We start from the raw sequence: 21,452 nt of genomic DNA, 5'->3' as shown, positions 1-21,452 counted from the left end.
CTTTCAATCAAAGTTTTTATTGAACTTTGGTGCTCTAAACAAGTATCTATATTTAGAGAAAAAATATGCAAGTCCTACAATATGCTTCACATTGGTTCGGCTAATTATTTTTTTATGCGAAATCCTTTGATAAAAATGCACAATGTCTGCTTTAGCGCAAAAAACCACACGAAGTCCAGACTGATGGACACGAACACAATAATCAACATCCTCAGGAGCGTAAAAAATCTTTTCGTCTAATAATCCAACTCTTCTTAAAACACCTTGTGGCATAAACCAGCAAGCCGAAAGAAGATAACCAACATCTTGTAGTCCATTAACTAGTGGAGAGGAGGGAATCTCCATATTGGCGCCCTTCTTTTTACATACAGCAAGCGGAAACGCTTTGAGCAACTTAATGCACACAGTCGGCAAATTGCGGCCTGAAAGCTGATACTCGGAATCTGCATTATGCATTCGCGGGCCTAGGACACCAATCGTATTCCTAGTATCTCTTACGTAGACTTCGCAGAGCTCTTCAAAAGCCTCCGAGTTCACTATGGTATCGGAGTCCAAAACACAGACATAGTCAACTTCTGCATTGTCTACTAACTCAGCAAGTACGATATTACGCGAAACAGTTGTGCCCTTATTCTCATCTAACTCTACAATTCGCAATTCATGATGTTTCTGTGAGAAATCACGCAAAACACCAATCGTCCCATCCTGAGATCCGTTATCCACAACATAAACAATGAGCTCTTGAAACGGTAACTGCAGAACAGAAGATAAGCACTGACTAATATACTGGGCAGAATTCCAAGTTAAAATCACAAATGCCGCACGCGCATCTCTCATTTTGGGGTACGTGACTCTCGTCAGATAACTTCCAGTTTCTTTTCCCATGGCGATAAGTTTAGCCGACAGATACGAAAAACACCATTGCTTTGTCATAATCGTATATACGCGAAATGATTGTCTCGGAGACATATCCTATGTCTAGGATATTAGGTGTAGATAAAGGAAACTCGACATGAAGGTAGGCACTGTCATTTTCCACTGTGCATACAATTCCGGCTTCGCCCCGCAGACTTATGCGCCCAGACGCTGGCTCGGAAAAGGGTCATGAAGCCATTGTCATCGACTACCAAGGCAGAGATTTCGAACAGTACAGAATGATTCATTTAAATCCTTTCTGTCAAGTCTAGTGCTCCTTCATATGAACGTGCAACGCAAAACAAGTTTCCAACAGTCCTGGAAAAGCACGTCAATCTGGCCCACGACACGTGTGAGGGGGGCGGAAGCATGTTATCCCGTGATGCTGAATCGTTCGACGCATTACTACAGGCAGCGACCAAATCTGAAACCTCGATTGCACCAACGGTCCCTGCACACCCTACTTCCTCTCGTTCGCGCCGAATAACCGGCTCTTCACATTTTGGTGTGCAAGGGCCAGTTTGCGTACAGTCCAGACGTCGAACCTGCAACGACGCGTCCCAAGTCAGTACCAGTGCTGAAAACCAGCACTAACTTGGGGTGTCGTGGAGACAGGAGCTTTTTAGTTATCCGTCTCCAGCGTGCCCAGCAGCGCCTTATGGTCGGTGCCGGCGATTTCGACCGTATCGAGATCGGCCACTGTCACGCCTTTGTCGTGAATGATGTGGTCGATCTCAATCACCGAAGGAATCTTGGAATTACTGGGGTAGGTGAAGTGGAAGCCCTCCCCCGCCTGCTCGCCGGCATCCACAAAACGGTCGCCGAGCAAGCTCCGGAAACGCGGATGGTCCCACGTGGAGTTGAAATCACCCATGATCACGTAGGTCCAGTCATAATCCTTCAAACTGCCGATAGTGCCCAAGCCCTCACTCCACAGGCCTTGCTGGCCGCGTGTGGGCGAATTCGGGTGTGCGGAGACGAAACGCACCTGCGTAGAGCCGATGATGATGGTGCACGCGGGCATCTGAGAGGTTTCGATCGGCAGCAGACTTTGTGAGATGTTGCCCATCGGAGCCATCGTGAACAGCACGTTCATACCGCCGTTGTCGGAGTCCGTGGCGATCGATGTGACCATATACGGCAGCACCTCGTAGATTCCCGCCGCCTGCAGCTCATCCAGCAGGCTCTGATGCACCTCTTGCAAAGCCAGCACCTCCACATGCTGCTCGCGCACCGTGGCGACGATGCTGGCGGCGCTGGCCTGGCCTTCCTTGGTGTTGAGGGTCATGATGCGGGCCACGTTGTCGTCAACACTGGCCGCGGTCTGCACGGTCTGGCGGGCGGAATCCGAAATGGAGGCGGACGGCACGAAGAAACCGATATGCCAACTTATCTGAATCACCACGCACACCAGCGACACGGCGGTAAGCAGCCAACGGCGCCACAGCACAGCCAGCACAAGAATGACCGCGGAAAGAATGCCGAATATGGGCACGAATGCGATGATCTCCGGCAGGGCGCGCCCATCCTGATCGGATTCCGGCAGCGAGCGCAATGCCATAATGCCCACGCATGGCAGCGTCAACATCCACAGCCAGAAGCTCAGGAATCCGTGCTTGGCGGGTCCTGTGATCCAACGTGTCACCGGATTGCCTTTCTTGCGGCGAGGGGCGGACGGGATGCCATATGGCTGCTGGACTTGTTGGGGTTGCGCGAATTGCTGCGCAACTGGCATCGCCCGCGTCTCGCCAACCAGTTCGTTCCATTGCGGGGCGTTTCTATTCTCCTGGCCCGCATGCGCATACGGCTGACTAGCGGAGGAAACACCACTCGCCGGACTGAAACTCGGCGGACTCGCCGGTGTCGAAGTAGGCGACGAAGCCGAACTCATCGGTATAGTCGCGGTGACATACTCATCCGGAATCGGAGCATGGCTTGTCTGGCCAGCACTTGCCTGCGCCTCGGCCTGTTTGCGCTGAAAATCAAATTCCGGCATACAATCCCCTTACCGTCAACCAACTCCTCCGAGCTTAACCCGACTTCATTTCGGCAACAGCATCTTTCGCACAACACCACACACTAACCCCAGATTCCCGCAATGCTCCATCACAAGGAGAGAAGCACATTATCATTGCTGCATTTATCCTCAGTGACTTCTAGACTTGCGGCATTAGATATGCATCCTTATAACGCTTCTTGAACGCTCCCATAAGAGCAGCGTCACGTGACGTATCTGGAATCCGCTTGTGCAAGCGGAAAACAAGCGGAAAACATAAACGCAAGCGGAAAACGAGCGGAAAACAAGCGGAAAAACGCGAACGCAAGCGGAAAACACAAAGACCCACTCATGCCCTTAACATGAGTGGGAATTCTACTTGAGCTTGTAGCGGGTGGCGCGAGCCGCTCCCTCGCGAACGACAAGACCTTCTTCCACAAGCGAGGCGAGCAAATGCTTGGCTTCCGGGGGTAGGGGATGCGGACACATTTGACAACTCATATGGGCCGGACGAATCGACGAGCTGCCTCGCACATCTTCATGAATCCCAGCGGATGCAGAACAGTAGTATGAGAGGGGATGGAACTCATCGATTCAATGAATTGACGATCTCGCGTCACAAGAATCGTTTGCATGATTCCTGCCCTATTGCTGATCTCATGGCAGGTACCGAACACGACACCATCCTCATGATCCAGCGGCGGCACGTGTTCCTCCCCCACAAATCCTGTTAGAACAATGTCAACCAACTCATCATGAAACTCACTAAGGAAAAGATCGGTTTTCCGCTCTGGCCACCCGTGCTGCTTTGAAAGTTGATGTTTTACGGTTTCCCGAATATGGGACGAGCTACCTAACACAAGACCATAGGGGCCAAACTGTCCGCTAATAACAGCACGGAACGAGTCGATTTCCGCTTGCAAAGGCCTGCTCGCGGCCTCGAATGTGCGTAAATCAGTTTGCTTGGCACCGGTTCCAAGAGCCAAAGCCACATCAATGTATATATTGCAATCGAAGATGACACATACCGTGGGGCGCATCAGCTCTCCAACAGCGTCCTCAGATATGCCGAATCATCTACCCATACAGGCCGAGTATCCTCATCGAACCCTGTCATGGGGTCAATCTGCTGCTTCAACAAATCGAAGGCGTCCTGGGGAGTCACGCGCAGACTAATCTCCATTCCGGAAGGAGCGGTCACCGGCACAGACATTTTCTCCCCCTTTCCGCCAACAAGTCCTCCAGCGTCCACAAGCATACACTTAATTTGCTCAGTCCACCACTTCTCGCCGAGCCACTTCAGATCGTCATTCGTCCAATAAGTGAGTTTGGTGTGTCGGGTCGCCGAGACAGGCTTTGCTAAAACCTTTGATCCGCGAGTTTGGTGTGGGAAAATGGCCTTCTCCAGCGAATCCGACACACCAAACTCGCCATGGGCGTGAAATCAGACGGTTCAGACACGTAATTGGCCTATAGCCCTACCTCTCTGTGTACCTAAACGTTGACTTGGCGTACTTCAGCGTACTTCTACGCACAACCGAGCGAAAGAGAGAAACGGCGGAATTTCAACGTTTCGGTAATGAAAAACCCTCCGGAGGTGGAATTCCGGAGGGTCTCTCGTGGAGCTGATGGTAATCGAAACCACGACCTCTTCGATGCGAACGAAGCGCTCTACCAACTGAGCTACAGCCCCTTGGGTTGTTGCTTTGCTCCGCAAGGCAACTCACGTAACTTTAGTACGACCTCTAGCCAAACGCAATTCGACGTGGCTTCCGTGTCGCGCACGGAATGCCACGTCGAATCACTACGTCGAATCATCGCATCGATTTACTGGGCAGTCTCGGCAGGCTTCTTCTTGCCGAACTTAGCCTTCAGCAGGCCGATGATCGTGGGCAGCAGGGAAACCGCCAGAATCAGCACGATCACCAGTTCGAAATGATCCTGCACGGCGGGGATGCCGCCGAAGAAGTAGCCGAGCAGCGTGAACAGCGTGGACCACACAATGCCGCCCAGCACGGAGAATGGCGTGAAACGGCTCCAGCGCATGCCGGAGATGCCGGAGATGAACGGCATGAACGTGCGGATGAACGGGAAGAAACGCCCCAGGAACACCGCAAGCGGGCCCCACTTCTCAATCATGCCTTCGGTTTTAGCGATGCGCTCAGGGGTCATGGCCTTGACCTTGCCAGACTGGATGATGCGGCGTCCGAAGAAGTGGCCGATGAAGTAGTTGCACTGGTCGCCGATAATCGGGGCGATCCACACCACCGGCAGCAGCGCCATCAGCGGCAGCGCGGCCTTGCCGGTCTCATCCGGAGCGGCGAACACGCCGGCCGCGAACAGCAGGGAGTCGCCGGGCAGGAACGGGAAGAACACCACGCCGGTTTCGACGAAGATGATCAGGAAGATGAAGCCGAGCGTGGGGGTCACCCCCATGGCGATCCAGCTGGCGATGGCGGCGCGCGGATCCTTCAGCAGTTCAACGATAAAATTCACAAATCCCATGAGATTTCTCATCCTCTAAGGTACGGGGTCATATTTCCAAACCTCCCCCACCCTACCAGCAGCCGACGCTAAGCCAACAAACCCGCATAAACCTGCACAATTACAGCGTCAAACGCCTCAACGCGGCAGGGTGGAGGCGCGCTCCTCGAGGCTGAAATCCGTGACGAAGGTGCGTGCGGGGCCGCGGTATCCCTCAATCCGCTCGATCAGCATATCGACCGCCTTCTTCGCATACTCTTCGACGTGCGGGTCGATGCTGGTGAGCGCGGGCACGGCATAGCGCGCTTCGGGCACGTTGTCGAAGCCGATGACCTGCATATCGTCGGGCACGCGGATGCCGCGTCGCTGCAGCTCATGCATCGCGCCCAACGCCATGGCGTCGTTCAAGCAGATAATGGCGTCGGGCTTCATACCGGAATCCAGCAGTTCCGCCGCGGCTTGCACGCCGCCGGCCTGGTTCCAGTCCGAAACCGGCACCATCAGCCGCCGATCCGCCTCGAGACCACACGCGGCCAGACCGTTCAGATACCCCTGGGTACGCAGCGCGCACGTGCCTTCCACGGCGGACATCACCTCATCCCTACCCAAACCTTCAGGAGTCCCGAGCAGGGCGACGCTGCGGCACCCACCGCGCACCAACAGTTCGGTGGTGTGTGCCAGGGCTTCGGCGTTAGGCATGGTGACGAGATCCGCTTTGCCATGCGTCAGATAATCGCCCATCGCCACCACCGGATATGGCTGTTCCAACACCGCCCCCTCGTCCAGCAAAGGGCGTTCGGTGAAGAGAAGCCAGCCGTCCGCGCCGAGACGATAGGTGTCTTCGATAATGGTCGGGATACCTTCGCCTCCCTGGCCATAGGTGTTGATGATCACGCCATACTGCCGCTCGCGCGCGTAGTTGATTACGATGTCCGCGAGATACGGCGCGAAGGGCTGTGAGAAATCGAAAATACCCAATCCGATCAGCCGTGTTCCGCAGCCGCGCATGGCTCGCGCGGAGATGTTGATGGTGTAGCCGAGCTGGCGCATGGTTTCTTCCACGCGCTGCCGCGTTTCCGGACGCATGCTGCCGGTGTTGTTGAGCACGTTGGACACCGTTTTGATGGAGACCCCGGCCTCACGGGCCACGTCCTTGATCGTCACACGACCACCCATGCCCGACCTCCTTGTTCATGCTCATGCTTATGCCGCGCGCCCTCGCAGGCTCAGGCGAACCGCTATCCATTGTCGCACGTCTCCATAGGGCTCATCCCTCATCCCCATATGAAGCATCGCGAATACGACCATGGGCCGGCCCGTCACATCGGGGCCGGCCCATGGCTGTCAGTGTTCACTGTCGCGAAGCGACTACTTCACGCGCACCGCGGTCCAGGAGACAGGGGGCAGGGTCATGCGCACGGTGCCGGAGGCGGCGTCGAAGGCGACGCTGTCGTTGGCGCGCAGGGTCACGCGGTTCTGGTCGTCCAGCGTGTTGCAGGCCAGGATGTCGTCCTCGTGCAGGGTCTGGGCTTCGATGTCGGTGCCCTCGAATCCTGCGGGGAGTTTGACTTCGAATTCGGCTGTCGCTTCGAGCGAGCGGTTCACCACGAACACGTTCACCGAACCGTCCGCGCCACGCACGGCCACCGAGTTGACGGTGGGCACTTCGCCATAGCGGGGGGTGTCGAAGGTGCCGGAGGCGAGCTTGGGCTCGAGCACGGTGCCGCCCTTGGCGAGCTGTGCGGTCAGGGAGAACGGGTAGAACGTGGTCTGACGCCATGCGGGGCCGCCCGGCTCGGTCATGATCGGCGCGATCACGTTGACCAGCTGCGCCAGGCTGGCGGCATGCACGCGGTCGGCGTTCTTAAGCAGCGTGATCAGCAGGTCGCCGAATACCACCGCGTCGGCCGCCGTGTACACGTCTTCCAGCAGACGCGGGGCCACCGGCCAGTTGCCGATGCCTTCGGGGTTCTTGCTCGGCTCCTCGTTGAGGTACCACACGTTCCATTCGTCGAAGGAGATGAACACCTCATGCTTGCTCTTCAGGCGCGCCTTGGTGGCGTCGATCGCGGCGGCGACGTCTTTGATGAAGCCGTCCATATCCTCGCCCGAGGCCATGAAGCTCACCATGTCGCGCGAGCCGTCCTCCTGCAGTTCGGGATGGTAGTAGGCGTGGCAGGAGATGAAGTCGACCAGTTCGTAGGTCTTCTGCAGCACGGTCTCTTCCCACGTGCCGAAGGTGTCCATTCCGTGGGACGACGAACCGCACACCACCAGCTCCACATCCGGGTCGAGGGAGCGCATGCCGCGCGCGACGGAGGCGGCCAGCGTGCCGTATTCATCGGCGGTTTTGTGGCCGGTCTGCCAGTCGCCGTCCATTTCGTTGCCCAAGCACCACATCTTGATGCCGAACGGCTCCTCGGCACCGTTCGCGCGGCGCTCGTCGGAAAGCTTGGTTCCGGAGGGGATATTGGCGTATTCCAGCAGGTCGAGGGCTTCCTCAAGACCGCGGGTGCCGAGGTTCACGGCCTCCATCAGCTCGTTGCCACCGGCCTTGTTCAGCCACTTGGCCATCTCGTGCAGGCCGAATTCGTTGGTTTCGGTGGAGTGCCAGGCCAGGTCGAGGCAGCGGGGGCGGCTCTCCTTGGGGCCGACGCCGTCTTCCCAACGATAGCCGGAGACGAAGTTGCCGCCGGGGTAGCGGATGGCGGTGGCACCCAGCTCCTTGACCAGGTCGATCACGTCCTGACGGAATCCGTCCTCATCCGCGGTCGGGTGGCCCGGCTCGTAGATGCCGCCGTACACGCAACGGCCCAGATGCTCCACGAAGGAGCCGAACAGACGGTCGTTGACCTGGGCCACTTCAAATTCGTTATCCACGACCAGGCGGGCCTGGGTCGTCTCGTTCTGCTGTGTCATCTCCGCCCTTTCAGCGATAGCGCTTCATTCGTTTAATACAACGTTGTTTTTCAACAGAAGGCCGCACCACACTCACTGAAGAGGCTCAACCTTGCGGCCTGTGGTGTTTCCGGTTGTTAGTACAACCTTGTACTTCTGGTGATAATCAGAGAATACTCCGCTTGCGAAACGCTTGCAAGCGCAAGCAGTACAACGTTGAAATATCGTTGGGTTTTCAGGCGACACGCTGACGCACGAACGCGTCCAGCGCGGCCGCGTCGATTCCCTCATACGAGGAGATCGAGGCGAACTGCGGCCCCATCGAGGTGTCGTTGCGAATCCACCCGGTCTGGGCGATTGTGGTCGCGCCGGAGGCCGCGCCCGCCTTGATGCCGGTCATGGAATCCTCCACCACCACGCAATACGGCATATCCGCCGGCTCGATGCCCAAGCGCGCGGCCGCCGTCAGATACGGCGCGGGGTCGGGCTTATGCGCCACCGGATCGTCGCCGCACACATACCCCGCAAGAAGCCCGTCGGTCTGCGCCATGATGTTCTCGGCCATACGTCGGGGCGAGGTGGTGACCAGCATCGAGGGGATGCCGGCGTCCTTCAGCGAGCGCAGCACCTCCTGCACGCCGTCGATCCACGGCAGGCGCTCGACCTCCGCCTGATACACGTAATCCTTGAGCTGCTTGTCGATCTGTTCGACGGTGAGCGTGCAGCCTTTGGCGATCATGCGGCGGGCCACATCCGGAACGGGCGTGCCGGACCCTTCCCACCCGTCATTCTCATCCCATTCGCCGCCGTTGGCGCGGGCGATCGCGATCTCACCCTGATGCCAGTAGGGTTCGGAATTGATCAGAGTGCCGTCCAGATCCCAGAACACGGCTTTCAGCAGCATGGTTTTCCTCCGCGCGACGCATGTGACAGACGTACCGTTCCATCTCACCAAACACACGCGACAGGCCGAGGCTGGCCGCAGCCTACTACGATCGCCTATCGCAATGCTTACTGCGATTGCTTATTGCGGTTGCTTATTGCGCCAGCGGGAGATGCAGCGTTCGATGCGCTTGTAGCCGATGACTTCGGGGCCCAGTCCCGCTTCGCGGAAAATCGCGGATGGCGACTCGCCTTGGGCGTAACGCCTCATGCATTCCTCGCGAAAGGCGTCAGAATATGTGATTCGGGTTTCGCTGACGGACGCAACGGCGTCCAGCGACAGCAAAGCCTTTCGCGTGCGCGCGGAGAACAACTGTCGCGCCATCATCGCCCCTTACCATCCGGGTGAACCATTCACGGAATTCTAGGGGAATGATACCCCCCCCCCTGGACGGTGGGGATTTTTCGGGGCGAAGGGAACGGCTACCGCCATCCCCAAATAACCACGGATTTGGACCCTTCCGTGTCGCTTTCGTCATACGTTTCATGGCGGGCGGGCAAGGCGCGCGCATCCTGCCGCAACGCCCTGCGCCACATGCGGGCGCTGTTGGACCGCTGCACCTCGACGATGTCGCCGTCACGACCCGCGGCGAACACGCTGTCTTCGCCTTCGGCCTGGAGCCTGCGGTTCTGCCGACGTAATTGCCGGTTCTCCTCCTGAAGTTCCAGAATGCGTGTGATGCCGGCCACGTTGATGCCCTCATCCTGGCTGAGGCGTTGGGCCTGCGCCAGACGGTCGATGTCGCGCAGGCAGTAGCGCCGGGCGCCGCCTTCGGTGCGCTGCGGCACCACCAGTCCCACGCGGTCGTACTGGCGCAGGGTTTGGGGATGCACGCCGGCCAGTTCGGCGGCCTGACCGACGGAGAAAATAGGCAGGGAGACGTCAAATCCGACTTCGTCGGCGCCGTCCAGATCGGCGCGGCCCATGACGAGGGCCGTCGCGCACATCGCGTACAGCTGACGCATCTGTTGTATCGGTCGCGCCATAGTCGCTCCTCCTTGCCGGTGTGCAGTGCGGGCGGCCCTCCCTCAGAGAGGACCGCCCGCACGTTAGCCGTATCGTTATCGTTCCAAGGTCTCGGCGAAGTCGCCGGATTCCTTGTCGAATTCCTTGGCCATGCGCTTGAGTCCCAGCCCCGGCTTGGCCGGCACGTGGATCTCGACGCGGCCGATCAGGTCGCCGGACCGGTTGCCGGACTGCACGCCCTTGCCGGAAATCGTCACTTCGCTGCCGCTGGACGAACCGGCGGGCACTTTGAAGGTGACGGGATTGCCGTCGATGTCCGAAACCTCGATTTTCGCGCCCGACACGGCCTCGCCCACGGTGATGGGCAGGGTCATGACGATGTCGTTGCCGCGCATCGAGAACCGGGGATCCTCTTTGACGGACACGTTCAGATACAGGTCGCCGGTTTTGCCGCCGTTGCGGCCGGGCTTGCCCTTGCCGGCGAGTTTGATCTTCTGGCCGTCCTTGACGCCTGCGGGCACATGGGCCTTGAACTTCTTGCCGTCGACGGAGAGGCTTACGGTCGCGCCCTTCACCGCCTGGCGGAAGGTCAGGCTGATCTTCGAATTGCGATCCTCACCGTCCTCGGGCTGAGGCGACTGCTCGTAGCCGTACTGCGCGCCCGCACCGTACGGGGAACCGCCTTGGCCGGCACCGGCCGCGCCCCCGAACATCGAGAAGATGTCGTTGAGGTTCGGCTGGCCGCCGCCCTGTGTCTGGAAGCGGATGCGCGAGCCGTTGCCGCCCGCACCGCCACCGAACATCGAGCCGAAGATGTCGGAGAAGCCGGCGCCGTCGAAGCCGCCCGCACCGCCGCCCGCGAAGCGCGCGCCGCCCATGCCGAACTGGCGGATGGCGTCGTACTTCTGGCGCTGCTCCTTATCGCTCAACACGTCGTAGGCTTCGGAGATGTCTTTGAACTTCTCCTCGGCCTCCTTGGTTTTGTTGAGGTCGGGGTGGTACTGGCGGGCCAGTTTGCGGTAGGCCTTGGTGATGTCGGATTCCGAGGCGTCCTTGGAGACACCGAGGACCTTGTAGAAATCCTTGGTCAACCATTCATTCTCAGCCATCACTGCCTCCTTTCGTTATAAGTCGTTTGTTTTCTGCCTTGTCATCCTGAGCGGAGCGTAGCGGAGTCGAAGGATCTCGAGAGATTCCTCGACTACGCTCGGAATGACGGAATGCTCCGCTCGGGAGGACGGAATGCTCCGCTCGGATGACGGGCACGATCAGTTCTGGGGGGATGCGACGACGACGCGGGCGGCGCGGATCACGCGGTCGCCGATGCGGTAGCCGGCCTCCACCACGGTGTCGACGGTTTCCTTCTCGGCCTGCGCGTCCGGCTTGTGCAGGATCGCATCATGCTTGGTCGGGTCGAAGTCCTCGCCCTTCTCGCCGAACTTCTCCACACCGAACTTCTCGAAGGCTTTGTCGAGCTTGGCGGAGACGGCTTTGAAGGAGTCGTCCATCTCGCTGTGTTCGCGGATGCGGTCGATGTCGTCGAGGGCGGGCAGCAGGGCGGTGAGCACGTCGATGATGCCGTGCTGGCGGAAGCGCTCCTGCTCCTTCTGCGCGCGGTTGCGGAAGTTGATGAACTCCGCGCGTTCGCGCTGCAGGGCCTCCAGGTATTCCGCGGCCTCCTGCTTGGCCTTGCCCAGCGGGGTCAGGGTGTCGTCGGCGGCCTCGCCATCCGCTTCGGCTTGCGCGCCGTCGGCGGTGGATTCGGCCGGCTCAGCAGCGCCGGCGTCCGCCGGGGCCGACTCGGCCGCCTGGCCCGCGTCCGCGGCGGGCTGATCGGCGGCCTGGTCGGCGTCCGGCAGATCGTTCAGATAGTCATCCTTGTTGAACTCGGACATCACTTGTTGTCCTCGTCGTCCACGACCTCGGCCTCGACGGTGTCATCGTCGGAGCCGGCACCCGCGGCACCGGCGGCGCCGTCGGCGGCACCTTCGGCGCCCTGCTGGGCGTAAAGGGCCTGGCCGATCTTCTGGGCGGATTCCATCAGGGAGGTCTGGGCGGTCTTGACGGCCTCGATGTCTTCGCCCTTCAGGGATTCCTTCAGAGCTTCGACCTTCTCGGTCACTTCCTTGACCACGTCATCGGAGAGCTTGTCCTTGTTGTCGTTGACGAGCTTCTCGGTGGAGTAGGCGAACGCTTCGGCCTGGTTGCGGGTTTCCGCATCCTCCTTGCGCTTCTTGTCCTCGGCCTCGTGGGCCTCGGCTTCCTTGACCATGCGGTCGATCTCGTCCTTCGGCAGGCCGGAACCACCGGTGATGGTCATGGACTGCTCCTTGCCGGTGCCCTTGTCCTTGGCGGAGACGTGCACGATGCCGTTGGCGTCGATGTCGAAGGTGACCTCGATCTGCGGCACGCCACGCGGAGCCGGAGCGATGCCGGTCAGCTCGAAGGTGCCCAGCGGCTTGTTGTCGCGCGCGAACTCACGCTCGCCCTGGTAGACCTGGATAAGCACGGAGGGCTGGTTGTCCTCGGCGGTGGAGAACACCTCGGAACGCTTGGTCGGGATGGCGGTGTTGCGGTCGATGAGCTTGGTCATGATGCCGCCCTTGGTCTCGATGCCCAGCGACAGCGGGGTCACGTCGATCAGCAGCACGTCCTTACGGTCGCCCTTGATGACGCCGGACTGCACGGCGGCACCCACGGCCACGACCTCATCCGGGTTCACGGACTGGTTCGGTTCCTTGCCGCCGGTGAGCTCCTTGACAAGCTCCTTGACGGCGGGCATACGGGTGGAGCCGCCGACCAGCACCACATGGTCGATGTCGCCCACGGAGATGCCGGCGTCGCGCAGCACGTTGTTGAACGGCGTGCGGCAGCGTCCCAGCAGGTCGGAGGTCATCTCCTCGAAGCGGGCGCGGGAGAGCTGCTCGTCGAGGTGCACCGGGGTGCCGTCGGGGGTCATGGCCAAGTACTGCATGGAGATGGAGGTCGAGCTCGAGGAGGAGAGTTCCTTCTTGGCCTGCTCGGCGGCTTCCTTCAGACGCTGCAGCGCGATCTTGTCCTTGGCCAGGTCGACACCGTACTTGTTCTTGACTTCGCTGACGAGCCAGTCGATGATCTTCTGGTCCCAGTCGTCGCCGCCCAAGTGGTTGTCGCCGTTGGTGGCCTGCACCTGGATGGTGGAGAAGCCGTCGTCGTCCTTGCCGATCTCCAGCAGGGAGACGTCGAAGGTGCCGCCGCCGAGATCGAAGACCAGGATGCGCTCGTCTTCCTTGCCCTTCTCCAGGCCGTAGGCGAGGGCCGCGGCGGTGGGCTCGTTGATGATGCGCAGCACGTTGAGGCCGGCGATGGTGCCGGCGTCCTTGGTGGCCTGACGCTGGGCGTCGTTGAAGTACGCCGGGCAGGTGATGACCGCGTCGGTGACGGGCTCGCCCAGGTAGGCTTCGGCGTCGCGCTTGAGCTTCATCAGCACCTGAGCGGAGATCTCCTGCGGGGTCCACTTCTTGCCGTCGATGTCGACGGTCCAGTCGGTGCCCATGTGGCGCTTGACGGAGGAGATGGTGCGGTCGACGTTGGTGACGGCCTGACGCTTGGCCACCTCGCCGACGAGGATTTCGCCGGACTTGCTGAACGCCACCACGGACGGGGTGGTGCGCATGCCTTCGGCGTTGACGATAACGGTGGGCTCGCCACCTTCCAGCGTTGCGATGCAGGAATTGGTGGTACCCAGATCGATGCCAACTGCACGTGCCATACTATGTGCTCCTTATGTTGTGCGCCGCGGTCTAGCCGCCGCGCGTTGTTGTTTCACGGTTTCCCGCTCATGTCTTCTCTTCGGGCCTCCGGCGGCTCTTGCGATCCGCCTTCCGACCCGTTCCAAAACTTGAGCCTACACCACTCAACTTTACTCAGTCAACTTTTATTCCCACATCCACACAAAAAAGTTGAGCCGCAGCGACGCAAGTTCAAACTATTTCAAAGATGCACAACACTCCCCTAATTCACTCCGGCAGCACGCCCAGCCCCGACGACTCAAAGTGCATCCGTTTGCAGAAGTTGCGGCCCACCCTTTAGAATGAAATGCATGGAATCCGCTGTTTCTGTATATGACGTGGCTGCGCGCGCCGGAGTATCCCCCTCAACCGTATCCAGGGCATTCTCCCGCCCGGATCTGGTCTCGGAGAAAACCCGCAAGCGCGTGCTGGAAACCGCCGAAGCCATGAATTTCTCGGTTTCGAGGTCGTCCATCGCTCTGAAATCAGGACAGACGTTCCGCATCGCGCTATTGCTGAGCGCCACCATCACCACATGGTTCAATTCGAACGTATTCGCGGGATTGAATGACGTATTCCACCCCGCGGGATACGACCTTTCCGTCTACCCCATCGGAGGCACGCAAAACCGCAAGGAGTTCTTCGACACGTTGCCCGCGCGACGCAACGCCGACGCAGTCGTCGTTCCCTCGTTCAACATTGACTCCAACGAGGTGAGCCGATTGAAAACCATGAACGTGCCCATCGCCGGAATCAACACCTCTTCACATGCAGACATGGAGGCATGGGCCGCCATCGACGATTGCGAAGGCCTTAAAATGGCCATGCGGCATCTGCTTTCCCTTGGACACCGCCGTATCACATATATCTGCCGAGACCCACAGTCATCATTGCCGTTCAGCACATCGCAACGACTGCGCGGATTCCATGAGATCTGCGACGAGTCAGGCATCGAGCCGGTTGTGGTTACGGTCCCTGACAATGACGACCATATGGCCATCACTTTCAACAAACTCATGGCTCTCCCACAGTTGCCTACAGCGATTTGCTGTCAGGAAGACGGCATCGCCATCCCCATTATGTGTAAACTCCGCGATTTCGGCCTACGCATTCCAACCGACATCTCCATCATCGGATTCGACGACAGCACTTTTTCCATGGAGCTGGGACTGACGACCATCCGCCAAGATCCTTATGCGATGGGCGCCAGCGTCGCCAGCAAGATCCTCACTCTCATAGCCAACAAAACGTTGGACAATCCATACGAGACCTTCCCCCTCGAGATGCTGGTACGGTCCTCCACAGCCCCAGCGCCTAGGCAGTAGAGTCTTCTTAAGCACCTCTTCCACACACCAACACAACCAACGCAGCCATACCCGATTGACAATCCACTGAGCAAAGCCTCAAACCAAAGACGAGCGGCGGACGTTGGAAATCCAACGTCCGCCGCCACGCTAGCTAGTGAAGCGAAGATATATCACTGCTCGAAAGCGGTGGCTTCCGGCAGAGTGCCTTCAGTGCTCTGGAAGGTTTCCCATTCGCTCTTCCAGCCATCCACATAAGCATCTTCCACAGCCTGCCATTCACCGGTTTCGTTCACATACTCAACCAGTGCATCCAGCACGCCCTGCCCCCAAGCATCAAGGGTGGAGAAGCTGCGCACCGCGGTCTTCCCCTCCTTCTCGTAAGCCTTGGCGGCCACGGTAAGAGGATTATCCGGCTGATCATCATCGCCATACGCGGTGCTCGGCACAGAGAAGCCCATTTCCTTGGACATTACCTGCTTTCCGGTTTCGCTGCTGAACAGCCATTCAATGAAATCAAAGGTCGCCTGCTTATCCACATCGCTGGCGTTCTTGTTCACCGCCCAAGAGGCATCGTAGATGCCTGCGGGACCATAGTCCTCTTCACCTTCGATGCCCATGAAATACGGCAGCATCCCGAGATCTTCATCGGCCACTTCGTTATCCTTGATCTGGGTATAAGCCCACACGCCGTTCGGATAGAACACCGCCTCACCGAGAGAGAATTCCGAAGTCACATCCTCATAGGTTTTCGAGGTGAGCATGCTTCGCGCGGTCGCGCAGTTGTTCATCTCCAGATCGAAAAGGCTCTTGTAGTTATCCACGTAGGTGCCTTCGATCTCCGACTTGAAAGTGGTGTTGGAATCCCTGTATTCGAAGGAAATCGGAATACGGGACATATGCGAGGCGAAACGATATCCGTCGGATGAGTCAAGACCAGGAGACGCAAAGGCACCTTGAATACCCAGATCATCCTTGTGCTCCTGCATGCTTTCCACGACGGACTTCAACGTATCGTAATCCGTGATGTCATCGGCAGAGTCGATAACCGCGTAATCTTTCTGCGCATACTCATTCACAATTTTCTTGTTATAAATAATGCCGTACCATTCTGCGGCATACGGAAGAGTATAGGAGTTGCCATCCGCCTGATAGGAGTTGGCCTTGCCCTCATCGGTCAGCAGCTCGTAGGCGGCGGAGTCCTGCACCGGCTCCATGTAGTCCTGCCACTTCACGAAATTGGGGTATCCGGTGATGCTCCACATGGTGGGAGCATCGGACTTGGCCAATTCGGAAGCGAGCGTGTTGTCATAGTTGTTCGCAGCGGAAAGCACCTTGACTTCCACTCCGGTCTCTTCGGTGTACTGCTCGGCAAGATCCTCCAGCTGGTCGACGATTTCGGCCTTGTTATTCACAAAATAGACCTTGCCCTTGCTGGGATCAGCGGCGGTGCTGGAACCGCATGCGGCCAAAGAGCCGAGCGCCAGCGACAGGACGGCCAGAGAGGCCACCGTCTTCATTGTCTTCATAGTTGTTCCTTTCTTATTGTTATGTTGAGTTGCGTTGAGAAGTTGATGAATAATCACGGACGTCAGCCCTTCACCGCGCCCGCAGTGACACCTTTGACGATGTACTTCTGGCAGCACAGATAGAAGATCACGATGGGCAGAATCGCCAGAACCAGAGCCGCCATCAATGCGCCCATGTCCACGGATCCGTACCCGCCACGCAGATACTGGATAGCGATAGACAGCGTCTTATACTCCTGCAGATCAAGCGAGAGATATGGCATCAGGAAGTCATTCCACACCCACATAATCTCAAGAATGCCTACGGAAATCAGACCTGGACGCATCATCGGCAACACAATGGTGAAGAAAGTACGCAAGGATGAGGCTCCGTCAATCATTGCGGCTTCCTCAATCTCCACCGGAATGGATTTAACGATACCGGTGAAGATAAACACCGGCAGTCCCGCACCAAAGCCTAGGTAGATGACCCACATACCCCACGGAGTGTTGAGCCCAAGCATGTCCGTGATCTTCGACAATGGGAACATCACCATCTGGAACGGAACAACGATGCTAAAGATAAACACCAGATACAAGGTTTTCGCGATCCAGTTGCTCACACGCACAATCCACCACGCGCACATCGAGCAGCACAGCAGAATAAGCACGACCGAACCAGACGTAATCACAATGGTCCAGCCAAAGCTTGAGATGATGTCCGTCTTGTCGATGCCCCGCTCATAGTTCTCCAATCCGGCCGCAGCCTTGCCCAACGGCAGGTTGAATACGTTTTTGGAGATGTACGCACGCTTTTTGAACGAGTTGACAAAAACGAGAATAATCGGATAAATCCACGCAAGAGATACCACCGCGAAGATGGCCGTCCACAACCATCCATGCTTGAGTTTATCGGTCATGCTGCCACCTCTTTGGATGTGGTAATGCGATTCTGGATGTAGGCCACAATCGCCACGATAAGGAAGAAGATCACGGCTTTAGCCTGCGAGACGCCCTCAAAACCAGTACGGCTGTACATTGTGCGATAGATGTTCAGCGCCACCAGTTCGGAGGCGTTCGAGGGAGCGCCATTAGTGAGCGCAAGGTTTTGATCGAACATCTTGAAGCCGTTCGCCACAGTCAGGAAACTACACACGGTAATCGAAGGCATCATCAGCGGAATGGTTATCCGGAAAAGAATCTGACGTCCGGTAGCGCCGTCCACCTGCGCGGCCTCAATCAGATCGGAGGGCAAACTCTGCAACCCCGCAATATAGATGACCATCATGTAGCCGATCTGTTGCCAACAAAACAGGATGACCATGCCCCAAAAACCATATACGGCGGAATAGGTCAACGACTTGTCCCACATTGACAGCACACCGTTGAGCAGCAGCTGCCAGATATAACCCAGCACAATACCGCCGATAAGATTCGGCATAAAGAACACCGAGCGGAATATGTTGGCGCCACGCATGGCTTTGGTGAACATGAACGCCACGAAAAAGGCAACGACATTCACGATGACCGTTGTCACCACAGTGAATAGCACGGTGCGCCACAGCGAACTGAGAAACTCTTGGTCGCTAAACGCCGCGACGTAATTGCTGAGTCCAACCCATTGAGCATCGGTCATCGTCCTGAAACTCGTAAAGCTCAGATAGATGCCCATAATCAGCGGAATGAAAAAACCTACGACGAAGGCCGCCGCAGTGGGCAACGCAAACAGCGGCCACCATCGGCGAACCGCCTTCCCAGACATAGTGATCATAAGTGAGTCACCGTCTCCTCTCTGAGATGACAATGTCTACATTTTCCATGAAACCGTGTGCACAGCACAGTTTTCATACATTTGCGAAGAGCTTCATGCTTTCCGTGAGACCACATAGTAACACTCTCTGCACACAGTTGCAAACTGAGTTAAAAAAATATATGATTCAGCACATCAAGAACCCTTTAAAATCAAGGAGTACACCTGTATGCAGTATCTTCATCCATCTATGAATCCGGCCGCCACTATCGCAGGCAAGCACTGGCGCATTGGCATTCTCTCCGACGCTCTGCTGCGCATCGAATGGTCAGACACCGGCGCCTTCGAAGACAACGCGACTCTTTTGGCGATCAACCGAGATTTTGGATACGTGCCGGAATACACCGCAGTCGAGCAGCATGGATTGCTTGTGGTAGAGACCGAATCACTGCGCCTCACCTATGACATGAAGCCATTCAGCAAAGAGGGGCTGAGCATCGTCGTCAAAGGGGTGAAAAACACCAAAACCAACACATGGCACTATGGCGACACACAAGATGGCAATCTTCATGGCACGGCGCGCACGCTCGACTGGGCCGACGGAGAAATCCCGCTCGAGAACGGCGTGGTTTCTCGAGACGGCTGGGCGGTACTGGATGACTCTTCCACGAATATCATCGCGGAAAACAATATGATCAACGAAGAAAGCAATCCGATGGAAACTTGGATTCTGCCCCGGGATCACGCCGAGACAGATATCTATTTCTTCGGCCACGGCCATCGCTACGCCGAAGCGGTGAAGGACTTCTATCGCCTAACCGGCCCCACCCCACTGTTGCCGAAATACGCGCTAGGCAACTGGTGGAGCCGCTTCCACCGTTACACCGCTGACGAATATCTGCAACTGCTCGACCGCTTCGAAGCGGAGCATCTACCGTTCACCACCGCTGTCATCGATATGGATTGGCATCTTGTGGATGACGTCGATCCGAAATACGGTTCCGGCTGGACCGGTTACACATGGAACCGAAAACTCTTCCCCGACCCAGCCGCTTTCCTCGAACAGGTACATCAGCGCGGATACAAAGTCACGCTCAACGTGCACCCACGCGACGGCATACGCGCGTTCGAAGATGGTTATAAGGATGCGGCCCACAGCATGGGCATCGATCCGCAAACCGAAGACCCTGTGGAATTCGACCCCACCGACCCACGCTTCATGCGAACGTATTTCGATTTGCATCACAAATTGGAAGCAGACGGTGTTGATTTCTGGTGGCTGGACTGGCAACAGGGTGGCGTGACCCGTCAACGCGGACTCGACCCCTTGTGGGCCCTGAACCACATGCATTACGAGGATTCGAAGCATGACAGTCGTTGGCCAATGACTTTCAGCCGCTATGCGGGCCCAGGATCGCACCGCTACCCTGTAGGTTTTTCAGGAGACACCATTGTGACGTGGGATTCTTTGAGATTCCAGCCGATGTTCACCGCCTGCGCGTCAAACATCGGATACGGCTGGTGGAGCCACGACATCGGTGGGCACATGTTCGGATACCGAGACGAGGAACTCGAGGCGCGTTGGTACCAACTAGGAGTATTCAGCCCCATCAACCGCCTACATTCCACCGACTCGCCGTTCAACGGCAAAGAGCCTTGGAATTTCCAGCCGCAGATACGCAGCGCGATGAATGATGCGCTGCGACTGCGCCATGCGTTGATTCCTTATCTGCATACTATGAATTGGCGGGCTTCGCAGGAAGGCGAGCCATTGGTCGAGCCCATGTATTGGACAGCACCAGAAAACGACGAGGCATACACCGTGCCCAACGAGTTCATGTTCGGCACTGAATTGCTGGTCTCGCCCATCACGAATCCCGCCGACAAGGAATCCCATCTCTCATCAGCGGACGTCTGGTTCCCTCAAGGAGAATGGTTCGATTTCTTCGACGGCAGGCGATATGTCGCCAAATCGGATTCAGGACGCCGCCTCGCCGTCTGGCGCGGCATCGATCGCACACCCGTCTTCGCCAAGGCGGGAGCCATCATACCTATGCAAGATGACGCCACCGCCATTGGCGATGCACTCAACAGCATCGACAACCCCCGTTCGCTGGCCATCATCGTCTTTCCCGGTGTCGATGGCGCATACACCCTCGTCGAAGACGACGGAACCAATCCAGCCGCGCCGGAAGCCGCCCGCACTCACATGTCATTGGTATGGGGGACCGAAGGCGCGCGATTCGCCATCGAAGCCGCTCATGGCGACACCGACGCAATCCCCTCGCACCGCACATGGAACGTACAGTTACGAGGCATCAAACAATGCGACGCGACAGTCACGGTAAATGACGAGCAGGTCTCCGCTTCATCGCATTATGACCCAGCAACGCTCAGCATGGCAGTGTCCATCGCCGAAGCACCGACGAACGCAACGGTAATCATCGATTTCGAAGGCGCGAGCATTGCGGCGAATCCGTATATCGAAGACTCCTACGAAGTGCTTCACCATGCCAATATGCGATATCTCACCAAAGAAAAAGCGTATGCAGCCATTCGCGAGGACGGAGCACTGGCACTTCCCGCACTCAATTCCCTTGAGCATACGAGTGGCCCCGATATGGAGGACTGCTCCGATTCGCATATGCCCGATTCTGTAATGAAAGCACTAGAGGAGGTACTGCTGCGTAGCTGACCAAACCGTCTCGGACAACAGCGCCTCTGGCCACAACCGCAAGTAACTTTGCGGTGACAGCGGTCAGAGACGCTACCATTTTCGCACACTGGAAGATTCCGTACCATTCCATCGACGTTCGTCGTAATGTTTGAGCGCGAAATTGGATTCCGTTCGTCATAAATAATGAGCGCGAAATCCCGCGCGGCCCGCGTCGTTCGCGGGGATGCTTGCCTTATGGAAG

18 protein-coding genes and 1 tRNA gene are annotated in these 21,452 nt (G+C 57.6%); 2 read left to right on the top strand and 17 right to left on the bottom strand.

Annotation, left to right across the window (positions count from 1 at the left end; all coding sequences use genetic code 11):
• Positions 1 to 3: 3 nt before the first annotated feature.
• The 14 genes from AC1AV0_RS10470 to dnaK all read right to left on the bottom strand — a co-directional run bounded on the left by AC1AV0_RS10470 (position 4) and on the right by dnaK (position 13,953).
• Positions 4 to 933, bottom strand: coding sequence for a glycosyltransferase family 2 protein (locus tag AC1AV0_RS10470; protein WP_476573775.1), 930 nt, complete (start codon positions 931 to 933; stop codon positions 4 to 6).
• 604 nt (positions 934 to 1,537) lie between these two features.
• Entirely contained in the window at positions 1,538 to 2,560 is a 1,023-nt protein-coding gene (locus AC1AV0_RS10465) for an endonuclease/exonuclease/phosphatase family protein (RefSeq protein WP_476573773.1), read from the bottom strand.
• 848 nt (positions 2,561 to 3,408) lie between these two features.
• Positions 3,409 to 3,951 (bottom strand): hypothetical protein, encoded by a 543-nt coding sequence (locus AC1AV0_RS10460; RefSeq protein WP_476573771.1) that lies wholly within the window; start codon positions 3,949 to 3,951, stop codon positions 3,409 to 3,411.
• Positions 3,951 to 4,331, bottom strand: coding sequence for a hypothetical protein (locus tag AC1AV0_RS10455; RefSeq protein WP_476573769.1), 381 nt, complete (start codon positions 4,329 to 4,331; stop codon positions 3,951 to 3,953). The genes AC1AV0_RS10460 and AC1AV0_RS10455 overlap by 1 nt, the downstream gene beginning before the upstream one ends.
• A 200-nt stretch (positions 4,332 to 4,531) precedes the next feature.
• Positions 4,532 to 4,604 (bottom strand) — tRNA-Ala (locus AC1AV0_RS10450).
• 134 nt (positions 4,605 to 4,738) lie between these two features.
• The gene (locus tag AC1AV0_RS10445) at positions 4,739 to 5,416 is read right to left on the bottom strand and encodes a DedA family protein (protein ID WP_476573767.1); all 678 of its coding nucleotides are present in this window, start codon (positions 5,414 to 5,416) and stop codon (positions 4,739 to 4,741) included.
• A 117-nt stretch (positions 5,417 to 5,533) separates the two neighbouring features.
• The gene (locus AC1AV0_RS10440) at positions 5,534 to 6,571 is read right to left on the bottom strand and encodes a LacI family DNA-binding transcriptional regulator (protein WP_476573765.1); all 1,038 of its coding nucleotides are present in this window, start codon (positions 6,569 to 6,571) and stop codon (positions 5,534 to 5,536) included.
• Positions 6,572 to 6,763: 192 nt separating this feature from the next.
• The gene (arfA, locus tag AC1AV0_RS10435) at positions 6,764 to 8,314 is read right to left on the bottom strand and encodes an arabinosylfuranosidase ArfA (protein ID WP_476573763.1); all 1,551 of its coding nucleotides are present in this window, start codon (positions 8,312 to 8,314) and stop codon (positions 6,764 to 6,766) included.
• 214 nt (positions 8,315 to 8,528) lie between these two features.
• Positions 8,529 to 9,197 (bottom strand): HAD family hydrolase, encoded by a 669-nt coding sequence (locus AC1AV0_RS10430; protein ID WP_476573761.1) that lies wholly within the window; start codon positions 9,195 to 9,197, stop codon positions 8,529 to 8,531.
• Positions 9,198 to 9,317: 120 nt separating this feature from the next.
• Complete coding sequence (locus AC1AV0_RS10425) at positions 9,318 to 9,446, bottom strand: hypothetical protein (RefSeq protein WP_476573759.1); 129 nt, start codon at positions 9,444 to 9,446, stop codon at positions 9,318 to 9,320.
• A 212-nt stretch (positions 9,447 to 9,658) separates the two neighbouring features.
• Entirely contained in the window at positions 9,659 to 10,222 is a 564-nt protein-coding gene (locus tag AC1AV0_RS10420; RefSeq protein ID WP_476573757.1) for a heat shock protein transcriptional repressor HspR, read from the bottom strand.
• Between the two features lie 75 nt (positions 10,223 to 10,297).
• Entirely contained in the window at positions 10,298 to 11,311 is a 1,014-nt protein-coding gene (locus AC1AV0_RS10415) for a DnaJ C-terminal domain-containing protein (RefSeq protein WP_476573755.1), read from the bottom strand.
• A gap of 159 nt (positions 11,312 to 11,470) precedes the next feature.
• Positions 11,471 to 12,097, bottom strand: a complete 627-nt coding sequence (gene grpE / locus AC1AV0_RS10410) for a nucleotide exchange factor GrpE (RefSeq protein ID WP_476573753.1) — start codon at positions 12,095 to 12,097, stop codon at positions 11,471 to 11,473.
• On the bottom strand, positions 12,097 to 13,953 hold the full coding sequence (gene dnaK, locus AC1AV0_RS10405; RefSeq protein ID WP_476573751.1) for a molecular chaperone DnaK: 1,857 nt from the start codon (positions 13,951 to 13,953) through the stop codon (positions 12,097 to 12,099). Before dnaK ends, grpE begins: the two co-directional genes overlap by 1 nt.
• 330 nt (positions 13,954 to 14,283) lie before the next feature.
• Here dnaK and AC1AV0_RS10400 point away from each other — a divergent pair, with 330 nt between their 5' ends.
• On the top strand, positions 14,284 to 15,297 hold the full coding sequence (locus AC1AV0_RS10400) for a LacI family DNA-binding transcriptional regulator (RefSeq protein WP_476573749.1): 1,014 nt from the start codon (positions 14,284 to 14,286) through the stop codon (positions 15,295 to 15,297).
• A gap of 152 nt (positions 15,298 to 15,449) precedes the next feature.
• Here AC1AV0_RS10400 and AC1AV0_RS10395 read toward each other — a convergent pair whose 3' ends face one another.
• The 3 genes from AC1AV0_RS10395 to AC1AV0_RS10385 are packed head-to-tail and all read right to left on the bottom strand — an operon-like array spanning position 15,450 to position 18,555.
• On the bottom strand, positions 15,450 to 16,862 hold the full coding sequence (locus AC1AV0_RS10395) for an ABC transporter substrate-binding protein (RefSeq protein ID WP_476573747.1): 1,413 nt from the start codon (positions 16,860 to 16,862) through the stop codon (positions 15,450 to 15,452).
• A gap of 5 nt (positions 16,863 to 16,867) precedes the next feature.
• Positions 16,868 to 17,704, bottom strand: a complete 837-nt coding sequence (locus tag AC1AV0_RS10390) for a carbohydrate ABC transporter permease (protein ID WP_476573745.1) — start codon at positions 17,702 to 17,704, stop codon at positions 16,868 to 16,870.
• Positions 17,701 to 18,555, bottom strand: a complete 855-nt coding sequence (locus AC1AV0_RS10385; protein ID WP_476573743.1) for a carbohydrate ABC transporter permease — start codon at positions 18,553 to 18,555, stop codon at positions 17,701 to 17,703. The genes AC1AV0_RS10390 and AC1AV0_RS10385 overlap by 4 nt, the downstream gene beginning before the upstream one ends.
• Positions 18,556 to 18,763: 208 nt before the next feature.
• Between AC1AV0_RS10385 and AC1AV0_RS10380 the strand changes: the two genes are divergently transcribed.
• Positions 18,764 to 21,229 carry a glycoside hydrolase family 31 protein gene (locus tag AC1AV0_RS10380; RefSeq protein WP_476573741.1) on the top strand — a complete coding sequence of 822 codons (2,466 nt, stop codon included), beginning with the start codon at positions 18,764 to 18,766 and terminating at the stop codon, positions 21,227 to 21,229.
• The last annotated feature ends 223 nt before the right edge of the window (positions 21,230 to 21,452 follow it).

The sequence above is a fragment of the Bifidobacterium sp. LH_558 genome (genome assembly GCF_056356295.1).
This window is presented reverse-complemented; position numbering and strand designations above follow the sequence as displayed.